Source organism: Bradyrhizobium sp. 45 (assembly GCF_023073155.1).
GTDB lineage: Bacteria > Pseudomonadota > Alphaproteobacteria > Rhizobiales > Xanthobacteraceae > Bradyrhizobium > Bradyrhizobium canariense_D.
Window position 1 is genome coordinate 1264737 of sequence record NZ_JADPIX010000122.1, and the last position, 17375, is coordinate 1282111.

Annotated in this window: 12 protein-coding genes and 1 pseudogene; 8 read left to right on the plus strand and 5 right to left on the minus strand. The window is 64.5% G+C overall.

The genetic code is table 11. The features are described 5' to 3' along the window. Window positions 1–26: 26 nt before the first annotated feature. Both upp and IVB42_RS26530 read right to left on the minus strand, forming a co-directional pair. Window positions 27–662, minus strand: a complete 636-nt coding sequence (gene upp, locus IVB42_RS26525) for a uracil phosphoribosyltransferase (RefSeq protein ID WP_018454040.1) — start codon at window positions 660–662, stop codon at window positions 27–29. A 214-nt stretch (window positions 663–876) separates the two neighbouring features. Next, a pseudogene (locus tag IVB42_RS26530) lies at window positions 877–1344 on the minus strand (hypothetical protein). 488 nt (window positions 1345–1832) lie between these two features. On the opposite strand from IVB42_RS26530, the gene IVB42_RS26535 reads away from it, so the two are divergent. From IVB42_RS26535 to IVB42_RS26560, 6 genes are all read left to right on the plus strand, one after another. Then, complete coding sequence (locus IVB42_RS26535; protein ID WP_018454042.1) at window positions 1833–1922, plus strand: K(+)-transporting ATPase subunit F; 90 nt, start codon at window positions 1833–1835, stop codon at window positions 1920–1922. A 31-nt stretch (window positions 1923–1953) separates the two neighbouring features. Further along, window positions 1954–3657, plus strand: a complete 1704-nt coding sequence (kdpA, locus tag IVB42_RS26540) for a potassium-transporting ATPase subunit KdpA (RefSeq protein WP_247295041.1) — start codon at window positions 1954–1956, stop codon at window positions 3655–3657. Window positions 3658–3706: 49 nt separating this feature from the next. Continuing rightward, entirely contained in the window at window positions 3707–5821 is a 2115-nt protein-coding gene (kdpB, locus tag IVB42_RS26545) for a potassium-transporting ATPase subunit KdpB (protein ID WP_247295038.1), read from the plus strand. 110 nt (window positions 5822–5931) lie between these two features. Continuing rightward, entirely contained in the window at window positions 5932–6534 is a 603-nt protein-coding gene (locus IVB42_RS26550) for a K(+)-transporting ATPase subunit C (protein WP_018454045.1), read from the plus strand. Window positions 6535–6571: 37 nt separating this feature from the next. Next, entirely contained in the window at window positions 6572–9295 is a 2724-nt protein-coding gene (locus IVB42_RS26555; protein ID WP_247397527.1) for a sensor histidine kinase KdpD, read from the plus strand. After that, window positions 9292–9981, plus strand: a complete 690-nt coding sequence (locus IVB42_RS26560) for a response regulator transcription factor (protein WP_018454047.1) — start codon at window positions 9292–9294, stop codon at window positions 9979–9981. Before IVB42_RS26555 ends, IVB42_RS26560 begins: the two co-directional genes overlap by 4 nt. 144 nt (window positions 9982–10125) lie before the next feature. Here the strand turns inward: IVB42_RS26560 and IVB42_RS26565 are convergent, their stop codons facing one another. After that, window positions 10126–11010: a Ku protein gene (locus IVB42_RS26565; RefSeq protein ID WP_247471349.1), complete on the minus strand. Its 885-nt coding sequence runs from the start codon at window positions 11008–11010 to the stop codon at window positions 10126–10128. Window positions 11011–11126: 116 nt separating this feature from the next. On the opposite strand from IVB42_RS26565, the gene ligD reads away from it, so the two are divergent. Next, on the plus strand, window positions 11127–13814 hold the full coding sequence (gene ligD, locus IVB42_RS26570) for a DNA ligase D (protein ID WP_085361508.1): 2688 nt from the start codon (window positions 11127–11129) through the stop codon (window positions 13812–13814). Between the two features lie 103 nt (window positions 13815–13917). On the opposite strand, the gene IVB42_RS26575 is transcribed toward ligD, so the two are convergent. Further along, complete coding sequence (locus tag IVB42_RS26575; RefSeq protein WP_007595743.1) at window positions 13918–14082, minus strand: DUF3309 family protein; 165 nt, start codon at window positions 14080–14082, stop codon at window positions 13918–13920. 184 nt (window positions 14083–14266) lie between these two features. On the opposite strand from IVB42_RS26575, the gene IVB42_RS26580 reads away from it, so the two are divergent. Next, the gene (locus IVB42_RS26580) at window positions 14267–14584 is read left to right on the plus strand and encodes a polyhydroxyalkanoic acid system family protein (protein WP_085351913.1); all 318 of its coding nucleotides are present in this window, start codon (window positions 14267–14269) and stop codon (window positions 14582–14584) included. Window positions 14585–14587: 3 nt separating this feature from the next. Here the strand turns inward: IVB42_RS26580 and treY are convergent, their stop codons facing one another. Beyond that, window positions 14588–17374, minus strand: coding sequence for a malto-oligosyltrehalose synthase (gene treY / locus IVB42_RS26585; protein ID WP_247295031.1), 2787 nt, complete (start codon window positions 17372–17374; stop codon window positions 14588–14590). Window position 17375: the final 1 nt, after the last annotated feature.

A 17375-nucleotide genomic window follows, 5' to 3' on the forward strand; every position in this document is an offset into this window, starting at 1 on the left:
GGACTAACCCGACCGCGCGAACCTGTCTACTTGGTGCCGAACATCCGGTCGCCGGCGTCGCCCAACCCCGGCACGATGTAGCCGTGGTCGTTGAGCCGCTCGTCGATCGCGGCGGTCCAGACCGGCACGTCCGGATGCTCGCTCTGGAACTGCGCGATACCTTCAGGCGCGGCCAGAAGGCAGACGAAGCGGATGTCGCGGGCGCCGCGCGCCTTCAGCAGCGAGGCGCCGGCGCAGGCCGAGTTGCCGGTCGCCAGCATCGGATCCATCAGGATCACGGTGCGATCCGACAGGTCCTGCGGCGCCTTGAAGTAATACTCCACGGCCTGCAACGTATCAGGATCGCGGTAGAGCCCGATATGAGCGATGCGCGCCGAGGGCATCAACGCCAGCATGCCGTCGAGGAAGCCGACGCCGGCGCGCAGGATCGGCGCCAGCGTGAGCTTCTTGCCGGCGATCTTGGGCGCCCGCATCGGCGCAATCGGCGTCTCGATCTCGACCAGCTCCAGCGGCAGGTCGCGCGTCACCTCGTAGCCGAGCAGCATCCCGATCTCGTTCAGGATTTCGCGAAAGCTCTTGGTCGAGCGGTCCTTCTCCCGCATCAGGGAGAGCTTGTGCTGGACCAGGGGATGGGCGACCACGTTGACGTTGCTGATGCTCATGAAACCGATCTACACGGTTCCGTGAAACTGCGCCAGATCGGCCGAGTGTTTTTGGTGTGGGAGACGTGCCCTCAGCCGGGCGTCGCGACCGCGCTGCGGAGCCGGTTGCTCGCCCCGTAGGCAGCCATGGTCAATTCGCGGTCGATGGGCGTGACGGTTTATGCTCCGAGCCCGCGCGCCACGAGTGTGATGACGAGCGTCAGGACCGCGCCCACTAGCCGAAATTTTCGCAGCCTACCGGCTCGTAGAGCGGGTCAGGCGCGGGGCGAACAGTGGGAACACTCGGACGCGAAACTTCCAGGGCCAATGCCTGAACCTCGATGAAAGCCGACAGCAGTGCGAGCGCGAGATCGGAGTAGCGCGCCTCGACCGCGGCGTCGAGCCAGTCCGGCAATTCGCGCTCGCGCGAGAGAGCGCAATGCCATTCACCCTCGTCATAGGCGATGCGGCGGACTTGCCAGAGCGGCAGCTCCAGCTCCATCAGTGCGCGGCATCGGCCCAGGCCTCTGCTTCGATCAGGCGCGTGACGCGCGCGGTGGGCTCGATCTGTCCGAGCTGAAGGGAAGTGCCGACACGCCTTGTCGATGATCTCGAGCATCAGCGGTTGCGTCATCACCTGCGCATTGCGCAAGCGGTTGCCAAGTGACGGTGGATCGTAGTGTCGGAGAGCGGCGGTGGTCATGTCAGGCCTCCTGGAGGTGGCGTCGGTCAGTCGGCCGGCCTCTCCAAGATGGCCAAAACGGCATTTGAAAACGAGATGGGGGCGGGGCGGGAGATATAGGGATTTCATAAGTGCGGGATGGGGGCGGTCGCGCGCCATTCTCCGCCTTCGCCGGGACGACGATGTGATGTGCCTCGCGAGCGTTGTCCGACCAGGCCAGCCTCGGCCTTTTATGAGATTCCTATAACTTCGCCACGGCCCTCGTCTCGAAAACCTATGCCTGGGGTGGCACTTCAGCACGGTCAAAGGTCCCGGTGGGCGCGGTGGAAATGCACTGGCATTTCCTTTCACGCGCCGACCGGGTCTCCCGAGAAACGGTTGCGTCCAAATCAATGGCGCAACGAGGAGTATCTCCATGATGGACATTCTGATGCTGGCGCTGGGCTTCGGCTTCTTCGCCCTTGCGATTGGCTACACCTACGCCTGCGAACGGCTTTGAAGGAGCGGCCATGATCTTCGATTATTCGCTCGCCGGCGCCGTTTCGCTCGGCCTCCTGTTCTACCTCACTTACGCGCTGCTGCGGCCCGAGCGGTTCTGACCGTGCTCACGAAGCCTGAAGGGTTGATATCATGACTATGATCGGTTGGCTCCAGATCATTCTCTTTTGCGTCATTACCGTCGCGCTCACAAAACCGCTCGGCTGGTACATGACGCGCGTGTTCAACGGCGAGCGGACCTTCCTGTCTCCGGTGCTGCGTCCGATCGAGGCCGGCATCTACCGGTTCTCCGGCGTCGACGAGAAGCGCGAGCAGCATTGGCTGACCTATACGGTCGCCATGCTGTTGTTCCATGTCGGCGGCTTCCTCATCATCTACGGCGTGATGCGGTTGCAGGCCGTCCTGCCGTTCAATCCGGCCGGCCAAAGCGCTGTCGCCGCGGATCTCTCCTTCAACACCGCGATCTCCTTCATCACCAACACCAACTGGCAGAATTACGGTGGAGAGAGCACGCTGTCCTATCTCGTGCAGATGCTCGGCTTGACGCACCAGAACTTCTTGTCGGCGGCAACCGGCATCGCGCTGGCGGTCGCCCTGATCCGCGGCTTCTCGCGCGCGTCGGCGCGCACCGTCGGAAATTTTTGGGTCGACGTCACCCGCTGCAGCCTCTATGTGCTGTTGCCAATCGGTATTGTCTATACGCTGTTCCTGGTCTGGCAGGGCATCCCGCAGACGCTCGGTGACTATGTCGAGGCCACCACGCTCGAGGGTGCCAAGCAAACCATCGCGGTCGGCCCGGTCGCCTCCCAGGTCGCGATCAAGATGCTCGGCACCAATGGCGGCGGCTTCTTCAACGCCAATGCGGCGCATCCGTTCGAAAATCCAACCGCGCTGTCGAACTTCGTGCAGATGCTGTCGATCTTCGTTCTGGGTGCGGCGCTGACCAACGTGTTCGGCCGCATGGTCGGCAACCAGCGCCAGGGCTGGGCGATCCTGTCCGTGATGGGTGTGCTGTTCGTCGCCGGTGTCGCCATCACCTATTGGGCGGAAGCCAACGGTACTTCGACCCTGCACGCGCTCGGCCTGACCGGCGGCAACATGGAAGGCAAGGAGGTTCGCTTCGGCATCGTCGCGTCCTCCCTGTTCGCGGTGATCACGACGGCCGCCTCCTGTGGCGCGGTCAACGCCATGCATGACAGCTTCACGGCGCTCGGCGGCATGATTCCCCTGATCAATATGCAGCTCGGCGAAATCATCGTCGGCGGGGTCGGCGCCGGCCTTTATGGCATGCTGCTGTTCGTCGTGCTCGCGATCTTCGTGGCAGGCCTGATGGTCGGCCGCACGCCGGAGTATGTCGGCAAGAAGATCGAGGCGCGCGAAGTGAAGATGGCGATGCTCGCGATCCTGGTGCTGCCGCTGATGTATCTGGGATGGACGGCGGTCGGCGTGGTCTATCCGGCGGCGGTCGCCTCGATGGCGAATGCCGGGCCGCATGGCTTCACCGAGGTGCTCTATGCCTTCACCTCGGCGACCGGCAACAACGGCTCGGCCTTCGCGGGCCTCACCGGCAACACCTTCTTCTACAATCTCACGCTCGCAAGCGCGATGTTCGTCGGCCGCTTCTTCATGATCATCCCGGCGATGGCGATCGCGGGTTCGCTGGCCGCCAAGAAATCGATCCCGCCGTCCGCGGGCACCCTCCCGACCACGGGCGGGCTGTTCGTCGGCCTCGTCGTCGGCGTGATCCTGATCATCGGCGGCCTCACCTTCTTCCCGGCCCTCGCCCTCGGCCCCATCGTCGAGCATCTCGCGATGAACGCCGGCCAGGTGTTCTGAACGACTAGTGTTCTGATCGACCGCCTTCTGATTGTTTGGAGTGACCTCCATGGATACCACGAAACTGCAAAAACGCGCGTCCGTCTCGGCGATGCTCGATCCCAAGATCGTCGTGCCTGCGATCCGCGCGTCCTTCATCAAGCTCGATCCGCGCTTGATGATCAAGAATCCGGTGATGTTTGTGGTCGAGATCGTGGCCGCGCTCACCACTGTGATCTTCCTGCGCGATCTCCTCACCGGCGGTGAGAATCTCGGCTTCACCTTCCAGATCATCGTCTGGCTCTGGTTTACGGTGCTGTTTGCCAACTTCGCCGAAGCGGTAGCAGAAGGCCGCGGCAAGGCGCAGGCGGAATCGCTGCGCAAGACCCGCACCGAGAGCCAGGCCAAGCTACTGACCGGCTCTGACCGCACCTTCAAGTTGGTGCCCGGCACCAGCCTCAAGGTCGGCGACATCGTGCTGGTCGAGGCCGGCGATACCATTCCCTCCGATGGCGAGGTGATCGAGGGCGTCGCGTCCGTCAACGAGGCCGCCATCACCGGCGAGTCCGCACCCGTGATCCGCGAATCCGGTGGCGACCGTTCGGCGGTGACCGGCGGCACCCAGGTGCTGTCCGACTGGTTTCGCGTGCGGATCACGGCAGCGCAGGGCTCGACCTTCATCGACCGTATGATCAAGCTGGTCGAGGGCGCCGAGCGGGCGAAGACTCCGAACGAGATCGCGCTCAACATCCTGCTGGCGGGCCTCACCATCATCTTCGTGTTCGCCACCGTCACCATCCCGAGCTACGCGGCCTATGCCGGCGGCTCGATCTCGGTGGTTGTGCTGGTCGCGCTGTTCGTGACGCTGATCCCGACCACGATCGGCGCACTGCTGTCGGCGATCGGCATCGCCGGCATGGACCGTCTGGTCCGCTTCAACGTGCTGGCGATGTCCGGCCGTGCGGTCGAGGCCGCCGGAGACGTCGACACGCTACTGCTCGACAAGACCGGAACGATCACGCTCGGCAACCGCCAGGCGACCTCCTTTCGCCCGGTGCGCGGGGTCACCGAGCAGGAGCTCGCGGACGCGGCCCAGCTCGCCTCGCTCGCCGACGAGACCCCGGAGGGCCGTTCGATCGTGGTGCTGGCCAAGGAAAAATACAGTATCCGTGGCCGCGACATGGCCGAGTTGGGAGCCACCTTCATCCCGTTCACGGCGCTGACCCGCATGAGCGGCGTCGATGCCGGCGGCTCGTCGGTGCGCAAGGGCGCGGTCGATGCGATCCTCAACTATGTCGGTGGCGGTGCGCCGCTGGTGGTCGCCTCCGGCAACACGGCTCGTTCCATCCAGCCCGCCGGGCTCTCGGACATCGGCCGCGAGATTCAGACCATCGCCGACGACATATCGAAGGCCGGCGGCACGCCGCTGGCGGTCGCCCGGGACGGCAAGCTGCTCGGCATCATCCAGCTCAAGGACATCGTCAAGGGCGGTATCCGCGAGCGCTTTGCCGAGCTGCGACGCATGGGCATCCGCACCGTCATGATTACCGGCGACAATCCCATGACGGCGGCCGCGATTGCAGCGGAAGCCGGCGTCGACGACTTCCTGGCGCAGGCAACTCCCGAGGACAAACTCAAGCTGATCCGCGACGAGCAGGCCAAGGGTAAGTTGGTGGCGATGTGCGGCGACGGCACCAACGATGCGCCGGCGCTCGCGCAGGCAGATGTCGGTGTCGCCATGAACACGGGCACCCAGGCGGCTCGCGAGGCCGGCAACATGGTCGACCTCGACTCCAATCCGACCAAGCTGATCGAGGTGGTCGAGATCGGCAAGCAGCTCCTGATGACGCGCGGCGCGCTGACTACATTCTCGATCGCCAACGACGTCGCGAAATATTTCGCGATAATCCCGGCGATGTTCCTGGCGTTCTACCCCCAGCTCAATGTGCTCAACATCATGAATCTGTCGAGCCCGCAGAGCGCCATCCTGTCGGCGATCATCTTCAACGCGCTTGTTATCATCGCGCTGATCCCGCTGGCGCTGAAGGGCGCCGCCTATCGCGCGGTCGGGGCCGGCGCACTGCTCCGGCGCAACCTGCTGATCTACGGCCTCGGCGGAATCGTCATTCCCTTCATCGGCATCAAGGCGATCGACCTCGTGGTGACCGCTTTGCATTTGGCCTAACCCCGTCATTGCGAGCGAAGCGAAGCAATCCAGAATTCTTGCCGCGGCTGAGAGACTGGATTGCTTCGTCGCTTCGCCCCTCGCAATGACGAAAGAAATAGGAGAAACACATGCTCAGAGAAATCCGCCCCGCCATCGTCCTGCTGCTGGTGCTCACCGCCATCACTGGCTTAGCCTATCCGCTCGCGATGACCGCTATTGCCGGCGCGATCTTCCCCGCGCAGGCGCAGGGCAGCCTGATCGAGCGCGACGGCAAGGTGGTCGGCTCCGCCCTGATCGGGCAGGAGTTCAAGGACGACAAATATTTCCACGGCCGTCCCTCGGCGACGGTGGCGCCGAATCCGAACGATTCGACCAAGACGGTACCGGCGCCCTACAACGCCGCGAATTCGGGTGGCTCAAATCTCGGCCCGACCAGCAAGGCGCTGGCCGACCGGCTGCAGGAAGACGTGGACAAGCTCAGGGGCGAGAATCCGAATGCCGCCGTGCCGGTCGACCTCGTGACGACCTCAGCCAGTGGCCTCGATCCGGATATCTCGCCGGAAGCGGCGCAATTCCAGGTGCCGCGCGTCGCGAAGGCGCGAAACGTGCCGGAGGATCAGGTCAAGCAACTGGTGGCTTCCAACACCCAGGGCCGCCTGCTCGGCCTGATCGGCGAGCCCCGGGTCAACGTGCTGACTCTGAATCTCGCGCTCGATCGTGCCACGAAGTAGTCTAGGCTAGGTCCGCGCGGATGATTATATTGATCTGATGGTCCGAGAGCGCCGCGATCCCGAACAACGTCCTTCGCCCGAGGCGCTGCTGGAGGCCGCGCGCCGGGAGGAGGGCGTGAGCGGCAAGCTGAAAATCTTCGTCGGCGCCGCTCCCGGCGTCGGCAAGACCTACGAGATGCTGCAAAGCGCCCACGCCAAGCGCAAGGCCGGCATCGACCTCGTGGTCGGCTTCGTCGAGACCCATGGCCGGGCCGAGACAGAGGCGCTGGTGCGTGGGCTGGAAGTGATCCCGCGCAAGAAGCTCGACTACCGCGGCCAGATTGTCGAAGAAATGGATCTCGACGCCGTGATCGCGCGCCGCCCGAAAATCGCGCTGGTCGACGAGCTCGCCCACACCAATGCTCCCCTTTGCCGCCATCCAAAACGCCATCTCGATGTCGAGGAGCTGCTGTCCCACGGCATCGACGTCTACACCGCCGTCAATATCCAGCACATCGAGAGCCTGAACGACGTTGTCGCGCAGATCACCCATGTGCGGGTGCGCGAGACCGTGCCGGATTCGGTGTTCGACCGCGCAGACGCCATCGAGCTGATCGACCTCACGCCCGACGACCTGATCCAGCGCCTGAAGGAAGGCAAGGTCTATGTCCCCAGGCAGGCCGAGCGGGCGCTGGAGCATTATTTCTCGCCGGGCAACCTGACCGCGCTGCGTGAACTCGCGCTGCGGCGCACGGCCGAACGGGTCGACGAGCAGCTACTCAGCCACATGCAGGCGAACGCGATCGCCGGTCCCTGGGCCGCAGGCGAGCGCATCCTCGTCTGCATCAGCGAAGATCCGCGCGCGGCCAGCCTCGTGCGTTACACCAAGCGGCTGGCCGACCGGCTGCACGCGCCGTTTATCGCGGTGTCGATCGAGACGCGGCGGTCCCTGCAAATGTCCGATGAGGAGCGCGACCGGCTCGCCGATACGCTGCGGCTCGCGGAATCGCTCGGCGGCGAGGCACTGACGATTCCGGGCGTCGGCCGCCGCCTCGCCGACGACGTGGTCAACTTCGCGCAGGGCAACAACGTCACCCAGATCGTGATCGGAAAGTCCACGCGCTCGCTCTGGTTCGAGATGACGCGCGGCTCCGTCGTGCACGATCTGGTGCGCCGCGCCGGTAACATCAGCGTGCATGTCATCCCTGGCGACGAATTCACGAACGAGCCGCCGCCGAAGACGGCGGTACAGACCGCAACGCGATCGGACCCGTTCGATGGGCGGCCCTATCTGAAGGCGGTCGGGATCACCGCGCTTGGCCTCGCTGCCGCCGTGGCGATCAAGCCGTATTTCGGCATTGAGAACGTCGACCTGATGTTTCTGACCGCCGTGGTGACGGTTGCCGTGCGCTACGGATTGTGGCCGTCGTTGCTTGCGAGTGTCGCGGCGTCCCTCGCCTACAATTTCTTCATCCTGCCGCCGGTCTATACCTTCACCATTACCGATCCGACCAATGTCGCGGCGTTCTTTTTCTTCATGCTGATTGCGTTCGTGGTGTCGAATGTGGCGGGGCGGGTCCGCACCCAGGCTGATGCTGCGATCGGCCGCATCCGGACCACCGAGCAGCTCTATGCTTTCAGCCGCAAGCTCGCCGGCACCGGCACGCTCGACGACGTGCTGTGGGCGACCGCCTACCAGATCGCGCTGATGCTGAAAGTCCGCGTGGTGCTGCTGTTGCCGGACGAAGGGCTGCTCACGGTGAAGTCGGGCTATCCGCCCGAGGACGATCTCGATCAGGCCGACCTTGCGGCCGCCAACTGGGCCTGGAGCAATGACCGGCCTGCAGGCCGCGGCTCGGACACGCTGCCTGGTGCAAAACGGCTATTCCTGCCGATGCGCACCGGGCGCGGCCCGATCGGGGTCATCGGAATCGACAACGACCGCAGCGGTCCCTTGCTGACGCCGGACCAGCGCCGGCTGCTCGACGCGCTGGTCGACCAGGGCGCGCTGGCGATCGAACGCGTGCTGCTGGTCGAGGACGTCGATCGCGTCAAGCGCTCCGTCGAATCCGAGCGGCTGCGTTCCGCATTGTTGACCTCGATTTCACACGACCTGAAGACGCCGCTCGCATCCGTGCTGGGTGCGGCCTCGACCATGCGCGATCTCGCCAGCGCGCTCTCCGACACCGAGAATCGCGACCTGCTCGCGACGGTCATCGACGAATCCGAACGGCTCAACCGCTTCATCGCCAATCTGCTCGACATGACCAAGCTCGAATCCGGCGCCATCGTGCCCAACGCTGCGTTGCACGATCTCGGAGAGATCGTCGGCAGCGCGCTCCGGCGGGCAGCCAAGATCCTCACCGCCCACAAGGTGGAGCTGGAGTTGGCCGCAGACCTTCCTATGCTCCAGCTCGATGCGGTGCTGTTCGAGCAGGTGCTGTTCAACCTGCTCGACAACGCCGCCAAATACTCGCAGCCCCACGCGACGGTCTCGATCCGCAGCCGGCGCGACAGCGATCATGTGGTGCTCCAGATTGCCGACGAGGGCGACGGCATTCCGTCTGAGGAGCTCGAGAGGGTGTTCGACAAGTTTTATCGCGTGCAGAAGGGCGACCATGTCCGTCCCGGCACCGGGCTCGGGCTCGCCATCTCCCGCGGCTTCGTCGAGGCGATGCGTGGCACGATCTCGGCGGCGAATCGCAGCGACCGGAGCGGCGCGGTTCTGACCATCCGTCTGCCCATTCCCGCCCGGACCCGTGCATTGGATACCGCCGCATGAGCGCCGCCCCGATCAAAGTGCTGGTCATCGACGACGAGCCGCCGATCCGCAAATTGCTGCGGATGGGGCTCTCGACGCAAGGCTATGAGATCCTGGAGGCGTCGAACGGCAAGACCGCGCTGGAGAAGCTCAGCGAGGATCCCGCGCTGATCATCCTCGATCTCGGCCTGCCCGACATCCAGGGCCATGAGCTGTTGCGTACCATCCGCGCCCGCAACGAAGCTGTGCCGATCGTGGTGCTGTCGAGCCGTGGCGATGAGGCCGGCAAGGTGCAGGCGCTGGATCTGGGTGCCGACGATTACCTGACGAAGCCGTTCGGCATGGACGAGCTGCTGGCGCGCCTGCGCGCCGCGCTGCGCCACCAGCTTCAGATCCAGGGCGAACGGCCGGTGTTTCGTGCCGGCGATCTCTCGGTCGATCTGGTGCGCCGGGTCGTCAGGGTCGGCGAGCGCGACGTCAAACTGTCGCCGAAGGAATATGACCTCCTGCGTGTGCTGGTGCAGCACGCCGGCAAGGTGCTCACCCACCGCTTCCTGCTGAGGGAGTTATGGGACGAGCTGACCGACGCGCAATATCTCCGCGTCTATGTCCGCCAGCTCCGGCAAAAGATCGAAGCGGATCCGGAACGGCCGCAACATGTGCTGACGGAGACGGGGATCGGCTATCGGCTGAAGGCGGGGGATTGACGCTGCATCCCTCATCCTGAGGAGCGCGGAACGCGCGTCTCGAAGGATGAAGGTCCCGACTGTTGCAGCGAGGCCTGCATGGTTCGAGACGGCGCTTCGCGCCTCCTCACCTTGAGGGAAGAGAGTGAGGTGCGCGGTGGAGAGCTAACCCGCCTTCCTCTGCCGCGCTGTCGACCGATGCGTCTTCTTCGCGGCGCCCGTTCGCCCCGACGCCCGGCGCGCATGGGACTTCGCCGCCGTCTTCTTCCCGCCGCGTCCCTTCAAGCTCTGCTTCAGCGCATCCATCAGGCTGACCACATTGCTCGGCTTCTCCTCGGGCTCCGGCAGTTCGATTGTCTTGCCGCTGGCCTTGCGCTTCACCAGGGCCTTCAGCGCGGTCTCGTAGTCGTCCTTGAACTTGCTGGGATCGAAATGGGAGGTCTTGGTCTGGAGGATATGGCCGGCGAGCTCAAGCATGTCCTTGGTGATCTTCGGGCTCTTGATGTCGTCGAAGAACTGGTCCTCGTCGCGCAGTTCGTAGGGGAAGCGCAGCGTGGTGCCGAGCAGGCCCTTGCCGAGCGGCTCGATCGCGATGATGTGCTCGCGATTGGTGAGCACGATCTTGGCGAGCGCGACGCGATCCTGGTCCTTCATGGCGTCGCGGATCACGGCAAAAGCATCGACCGCGGCCTTGCCGTCGGGCGCGATGTAGTAGGGGTGGTTGAGATAGCGCTGGTCGATCTCGTCGCTCGGCACAAAGCTCTCGATGTCGATGGTGTGGTTGCTCTCGATCTGGACCGCTTCGAGCTCCTCCGGCTCGATCTCGACATATTTGCCCTTGCGCAGCTCGTAGCCGCGCCCCTTCTGGTCGCTCTCGACGACGTCGCCGGTCTCGGCGTCGATCATCTGCTGCTTCAACCGGTTGCCGGTCTCCCGGTTGATCATGTGAAACCGCGTCTTCTCGGCCGCGGTGGTCGCCGGATAAAGCACAACGGGGCAACTGACCAGCGAGAGCTTCAACGTTCCCTTCCAATAGGCGCGCGGTGCCATTCCGTTCTCCAGCGTCTGCGAGTCATTTTGGAACCCCAACCGTCCCGCGGGGTTTTGGTTCCGGGTGGGATGCGGGCCGTGATAGGCTTCACGCCAAAGAGAATCCGGGACCAGTCGTGCTGCAAAAGCTCTCCAAGTATCGACAGAAACGTGATTTCGAGAAGACGCCCGAGCCATCGGGCAAGACCGCGGTGGCGCCGTCGAAGCAGCGCCGCTTCGTGATTCAGAAGCATGACGCTTCGCGGCTGCACTACGATCTGCGGCTCGAGTTCGATGGCGTCTTCAAGTCCTGGGCGGTGACAAAAGGGCCCTCGCTCGATCCGCACGACAAGCGGCTGGCCGTCGAGGTCGAGGACCATCCGCTCGACTATGGCGACTTCGAAGGCACGATTCCGGAAGGCCAGTACGGCGGCGGCACGGTCATGCTGTGGGATCGCGGCACCTGGGAATCCGATGATCCCGAACGCGGTTTCAAGAAGGGCGATCTGAAGTTCACGCTGCACGGCGAGAAGCTGCACGGCAGCTGGGTCCTGGTGCGCATGCGCAACGACCGCACCGGCGGCAAACGGACCAATTGGCTCCTGATCAAGCATCGCGACGAATATGTTCGCGAGGGCGCAGACAACGACATTCTCGAGGAGGACAAATCGGTCGCCTCCGGCCGCGCGATGGATCAGATCGCCGAAGGCAAGGGCCGTGCGCCAAAACCGTTCATGCTGGCGAAGGGCACCAAGGCCAAGGCCGACGCGGTCTGGCAGTCCAACCGGGCGGACGAGGCGAAAGAGCGCACGGTCAAGCCGGCGCCCCGCGCGGCGTTGAAAACCGGCAAAACAGTCAAGAAGAAAGCGACGACCGCGACGACCGCGAACAAGGCGGCGGAGATGCCGGATTTCGTGGCGCCGCAGCTCTGTACGTCGGTCGAGCGCCCGCCGAGCGGCGACGGCTGGTGCCACGAGATCAAGTTCGACGGCTACCGCGTGCAGCTGCGGGTCGAGGGCGGCAAGGCGACGTTGAAGACGCGCAAAGGCCTCGACTGGACCGAAAAATTCGCAACTATCGCGAAGGAGGCGGGCGCGCTGCCGGATATGATGGTCGACGGCGAGATCGTCGCGCTCGACCACAATGGAGCACCCAATTTTTCGTCGCTCCAGGCGGCGCTGTCGGACGGCAAGACCGAGGAGCTCATCTTCTTTGCGTTCGACCTGCTGTTTGCGGAAGGCCTCGATTATCGCCGGCTGCCGCTCGGCGAGCGCAAGGCGCGCTTGAAGGAGCTGCTGGAAGCGCGTAAGCGCAAATCGAGCCAGATTCGCTATGTCGAGCATTTCGAAAGCGGCGGCGACGCCGTGCTGCAATCCGCCTGCAAGCTCGAGCTCGAGGGCGTGGTGTCGAAGAAGCTGGACGCGCCCTATCGTTCGGGGCGGACAGAAAGCTGGACCAAAGCAAAATGCCGCGCCGGCCATGAGGTCGTGATCGGCGGTTACAAGACCACCAATGGCAAATTCCGTTCGCTGATGGCCGGCGTGCACCGCGGTGATCATCTCGCCTTCGTCGGCATGGTCGGCACCGGCTTCGGCGCGGACAAGGTCAAGCGCATCATGCCGTCCTTGAAGGCTATGGAGGCGAAGCAAAGCCCCTTCGGCGGCAAGAACGCACCGAAAAAGACGCGCGAGGTGCACTGGCTGAAGCCGGAGCTCGTGGCGGAGATCGAGTTCGCCGGCTTCACTGCCGACGGCAATATCCGCCAGGCCGCCTTCAAGGGTCTGCGGCAGGACAAGCCGGCGGAGGAGGTCGAGGCCGAGACACCGGTCGATACCGAGCTTGCCGAGCCCTCGACGAAGCAGCGCGCGAAGCCGCGCGCGCAAGCGAAGACCGGTGCACGAACAGCGCAAGCCGGCACTGCCGAAGTGATGGGTGTCGTGCTCTCGAAGCCGGACAAGGCGCTGTGGCCGGACGACGGCAATGGCGATCCCGTTACCAAGCTGGATCTCGCGCGCTACCTCGAAGCCGTCGGCGAATGGATGATCGTGCACCTCAAGGGCCGGCCGTGCTCGCTGATCCGCGCCCCTGATGGCATCAAGGGCGAATGCTTCTTCCAGCGCCACGCCATGCAGGGCACCTCGAACCTTCTGGAGCTCGCGCGGGTCTCCGGCGACCGCAAGCCCTATTTGCAGATCGACCGCATCGAAGGGCTCGCGGCCGTGGCGCAGATCGGCGGCGTCGAGCTGCATCCCTGGAATTGCGCGCCCTACGCCTACGATACCCCGGGCCGGCTGGTGTTCGATCTCGATCCCGCGCCCGACGTCGTCTTCGCCGAGGTCGTCGAGGCCGCCAAGGAGATGCGGCAGCGGCTGACCGACATCGGCATGGACAGCTTCTGCAAGACCACCGGCGGCAAAGGTCTGCACGTCGTGGTCCCGCTGCGTCACGGCGCGCGCGACCAGGTGAGCTGGAAGGAGGCCAAGGCCTTCGCGCAAGGCGTCTGCCAGTGGATGGCGGACGACGCTCCCGAGCGCTATCTGCTCAACATGTCGAAGAAGCTGCGCAACGGAAAGATCTTCCTGGACTATCTGCGCAACGATCGGATGTCGACGGCGGTGGCGCCGCTGTCGCCGCGTGCGCGAGATGGTGCGACTGTGTCGATGCCGGTCACGTGGGCGCAGGTGAAGAGCGACCTCGATCCGAAGCGGTACACGGTGCGGACGGTGCCCGGCTTGCTGGCGCGATCGAAGGCGTGGGATGGTTATGACGATGCAGCGGCGTCGATCAAGGCGGCGATCAAGAAGCTCGCCGGGAAAACGAAGTAGGGTGGGTAAAGCGAAGCGTGCCCACCATCTTCTCTCAGCCGAGCAAAAAGGTGGGCCCGGCGCATTCCGCCTTTGCCCACCCTACTAGATCTTCGTTTGGTGGCTAGATCCGTCCCAGCAGGAGCAGGATCAGCAGGATCACGATGACGAGCCCGAGACCGCCGCCGCCGTAATAGCCGGTGCCGTAGAACGGGCCGCCGCCGATGCCGCTGAAGCCGCCGAGCAGCGCGATGACCAAAATGATCAGAATGATCGTACCGATAGACATGCGGAAATCTCCTCCAGCCCTTCGTTAGAAGGGTCGTTTGCAACCTGTCCCGTGGTGCGAGGGCAACTTGCCGCAGGTTCTAAAGTTCCGCCAATGAAACACCGTGCACGCGCAACTTGCATGGAACCTTTGTGGTACCGCCGGGCATGACTATGTGAGGTTCAATCACTAACCGGGCAGAGCCATGTCAGCACCGCTTGTCGTCTCCATTCCCCACCGCTTGGGCCGCGAGGAGGCGGTGCGCCGGCTCAAGACTGGGCTAGGCCGTGCTGCGGCGAGCATTCCCGTGATGCAGGTCGAGGAGGAGAGCTGGAGCGGCGACAGCATGAATTTCCGCATCCGCGCGCTCGGGCAGATCGCGACGGGGCAGGTCGACGTCGCCGACGACCATGTCAAGGTGCAGGTGGTGCTGCCCTGGCTATTGCAGCGCTTTGCGGAGATGGCGCAGGCCACGATTCGCAAGCGCGGCCAGCTGCTGTTGGGCAAGGACGGGAAAAGCTAGCGTTCAAGCGCGGGTGCGCTGTCGCACCGGCTTCGCCGCGCCCGCTGGGCGCGCGGGGATGACCGAAGCGGGAAAACCGCGAAGCGCCTGCGCGAGCGGCAGATCGTTGCCGGCGAAACCCGGCACATTATAGCCCGTGACGTCAATAGTGGCGTCGGCCCCATCGAACGCCGGCCATTCGCGGCCTGCTTGCGTGAAAGGTGCGAACTGGCGCCCGACCACGACGATCGCCGCAGCCCGGCCGTGGCGGCGGGCAAACGCTACGACATGGTCGGCATGTGCGCCCCGCACCTGAAGCGGCTGGTAGTCACCTCGCGCGAAGACGTCGGGCAGCTCGTTGCGCAGCTTGAGCAGGTGCCGCGTCCAGGCCAGCTTGAGCTGACCGTCCGGCCAGCTCTTGATCAGATGATTCCAATCCGGGTTGTCCAGCGTGCCCAGCGCCGCGTGTCGCGCGGAAAAATCCACCGGGCGGCGGTTGTCGGGATCGACCAGCGACAGATCCCAGAATTCGGTGCCCTGGTAAAAGTCGGGCACGCCCGGCAGTGTCGCCTTGAGCGTGAGCTGGCTCAGCGCGTTCAGCGCGCCGAGCAGCGCGACGCGGCGAGCCAGCGTGTTCAGCGCCTCCAGGAATTCGCCTGATTGCGCGGGATCGAGGATCTTCGCGATGAAGCTCTTGACGCCGTTCTCATAGGCCTCGTGCGGGTTGAGCCAGCTGGTCTCCTCCTTGCCCTCGCGCGCGGCCTTGAGCGCATAGGCCTGGATACGCGCGACGAAACCGGCATCGGCCGGCTCCACGAGCGGCCAGGCGCCGAGCAGGGTCTGGTAGAGCATGTATTCGAACGTGGCCGACGGAGCGCGCAGATTGCCGTCGAGCGCGAGGTGCGGTGCGTTCAGGACTTTCCAGCGTGCCACAGCGCTGGTCCATTCGCCGGGAATTTCACTTAAGGCAGCGATCCGCGCCCGGGCGTCCTCGCCACGTTTGGTGTCGTGCGTGGCGGTCGCCGTCATCCCTTGCGGCCATTCCCTGGCGCGGGCCTGCATGGTCTCGTGGAAAGCGGGAATGGTGAGGCCCTTGCTCGCGGGATCGCCGCCGACTTCGTTCAGGGCGAGCAGCCGGTGAAATTGATAGAAAGCAGTGTCCTCCAACGACTTCGCCATCATCGGCCCGGTGAATTGCTGCACCTTCAGCGCAAAGCGGCGCACCCGCGGGGCACTGTGCGGGGGACGGCCAGGCTTGAGCAGGTCCATGGTGAGGGCGTCGCGCAGGAAGTCGAAAATGCCTTCGTCCGCGGCGAACCATTCCCGGCGAGCGTGCTCGATGGTGTTGTCGATCAGCTTACGATCGTTCGCCGTTGGCGCGCTTGTCGTCAAATAGGTGCGGTACACCGGAAAATGCAGCACATAGAGCTCGAGCGCCTGCCGCAGGCTGTCAGCGGAAAAGTCGCGGGTCGAGTAGTGCCCGTTGGCGATGCGCGCAAGCAGGCGCGTCAGAACCGTGAATTCGCTGGTCAGCAGCGTCTCCAGCACGCGCCGTTTGGCATCCTTGACGTAAGGCGCGAGCCGCGGCGGCCGGTTGCTGATCTGTCGCCAGGTCTCGTCCATGGCCTCCAGCCCCTTGGCGTCGACCAGAACGTGAGTGATGGCATTCATCCACTCATAGCCGGTGGTGCCCTGGACGCCGGCGAAATGCGGCAGGCGCTCGTGCTCGCACAGGATTTTCTCGATCACCGTATAGAACGGCTTTGTGGTGCCCTGAGCGTCGCGCACCAGCCGGCGCAGCCGCTGGCAATATTGCGCGGGATCGCGCAGGCCGTCGATATGATCGAGCCGGATGCCTTGCAGTTTGCCGTCGGCAATGAGTTGCTTCACCAGCCGGTGCGTGGCGGCGAACGTGCCGGGATCCTCGACGCGCATGCCGGCGAGCCCGTTGACGTCGAAGAAACGTCGATAGTTGATGTCGCTGGAGGCAAGCCGCCAGTGCCCCAGCTTGTAGTGCTGGCGCTCCAGCAAATGATGCAGCGCCAGCGTCTGCGCGGGACGGTCCTTGGCCGCGCGATAGGCGCCGAGGCCGCGCCCGATGATATCGGCGCTGCCTGCGATCTCCCTGAGCTCCGCCTTGAAGCCGGGTGCTTCCTTGCGGTTGGGGCGGCGCAGTCCCGTGTAGCGCGCCGCGAGCGACAGCAGGCGCTTGCCCGTCTCGGTCTCGGCGGCGTCGGCGTCCTTCACGATCATCCGCAGCACCTCGCCATAGCGCTCCGGCGCGATCGGCAATCGATGTTCGAAATACCAGGCGGAAAAACTACCTTCGTTGGGATCGTAGCGCAGCTCGATATCGCCGCTCTCGAGCGCTTCGCCATAGGACGCTCCGAGGATCGGCAGCAGCACGCCGCCGCGGGCGCGGAAGGCCAGTTGATCCCAGTCGATATCGAAGGAGACGGCGTGCGGCGAGGCCTGGCCCCATTCCAGCACGTCCAGCCACCAGGGATTGTCGGCGAAGTGCACGCCGACATGGTTCGGTACGAAGTCGATGATGAGGCCGAGGTCGTGTCGCGTCAGCGCCTCGCTCAGCCGCGCGAAGCCGGCCTCGCCGCCGAGCTCCGGATTGAACTGGCTGTGGTCGACGGTGTCATAGCCGTGCGTCGAGCCCTTGCGGGCCTTCATCACCGGCGAGGTGTAGAGATGCGTGATTCCCAGCGCCTTCAGGTAGGGCACCACCGCGGCGGCCTTGTCGAAGTCGAAATCCGCGGTGAGCTGAAGCCGGTAGGTTGCGAGAGGAATGGCTGGAGGCATC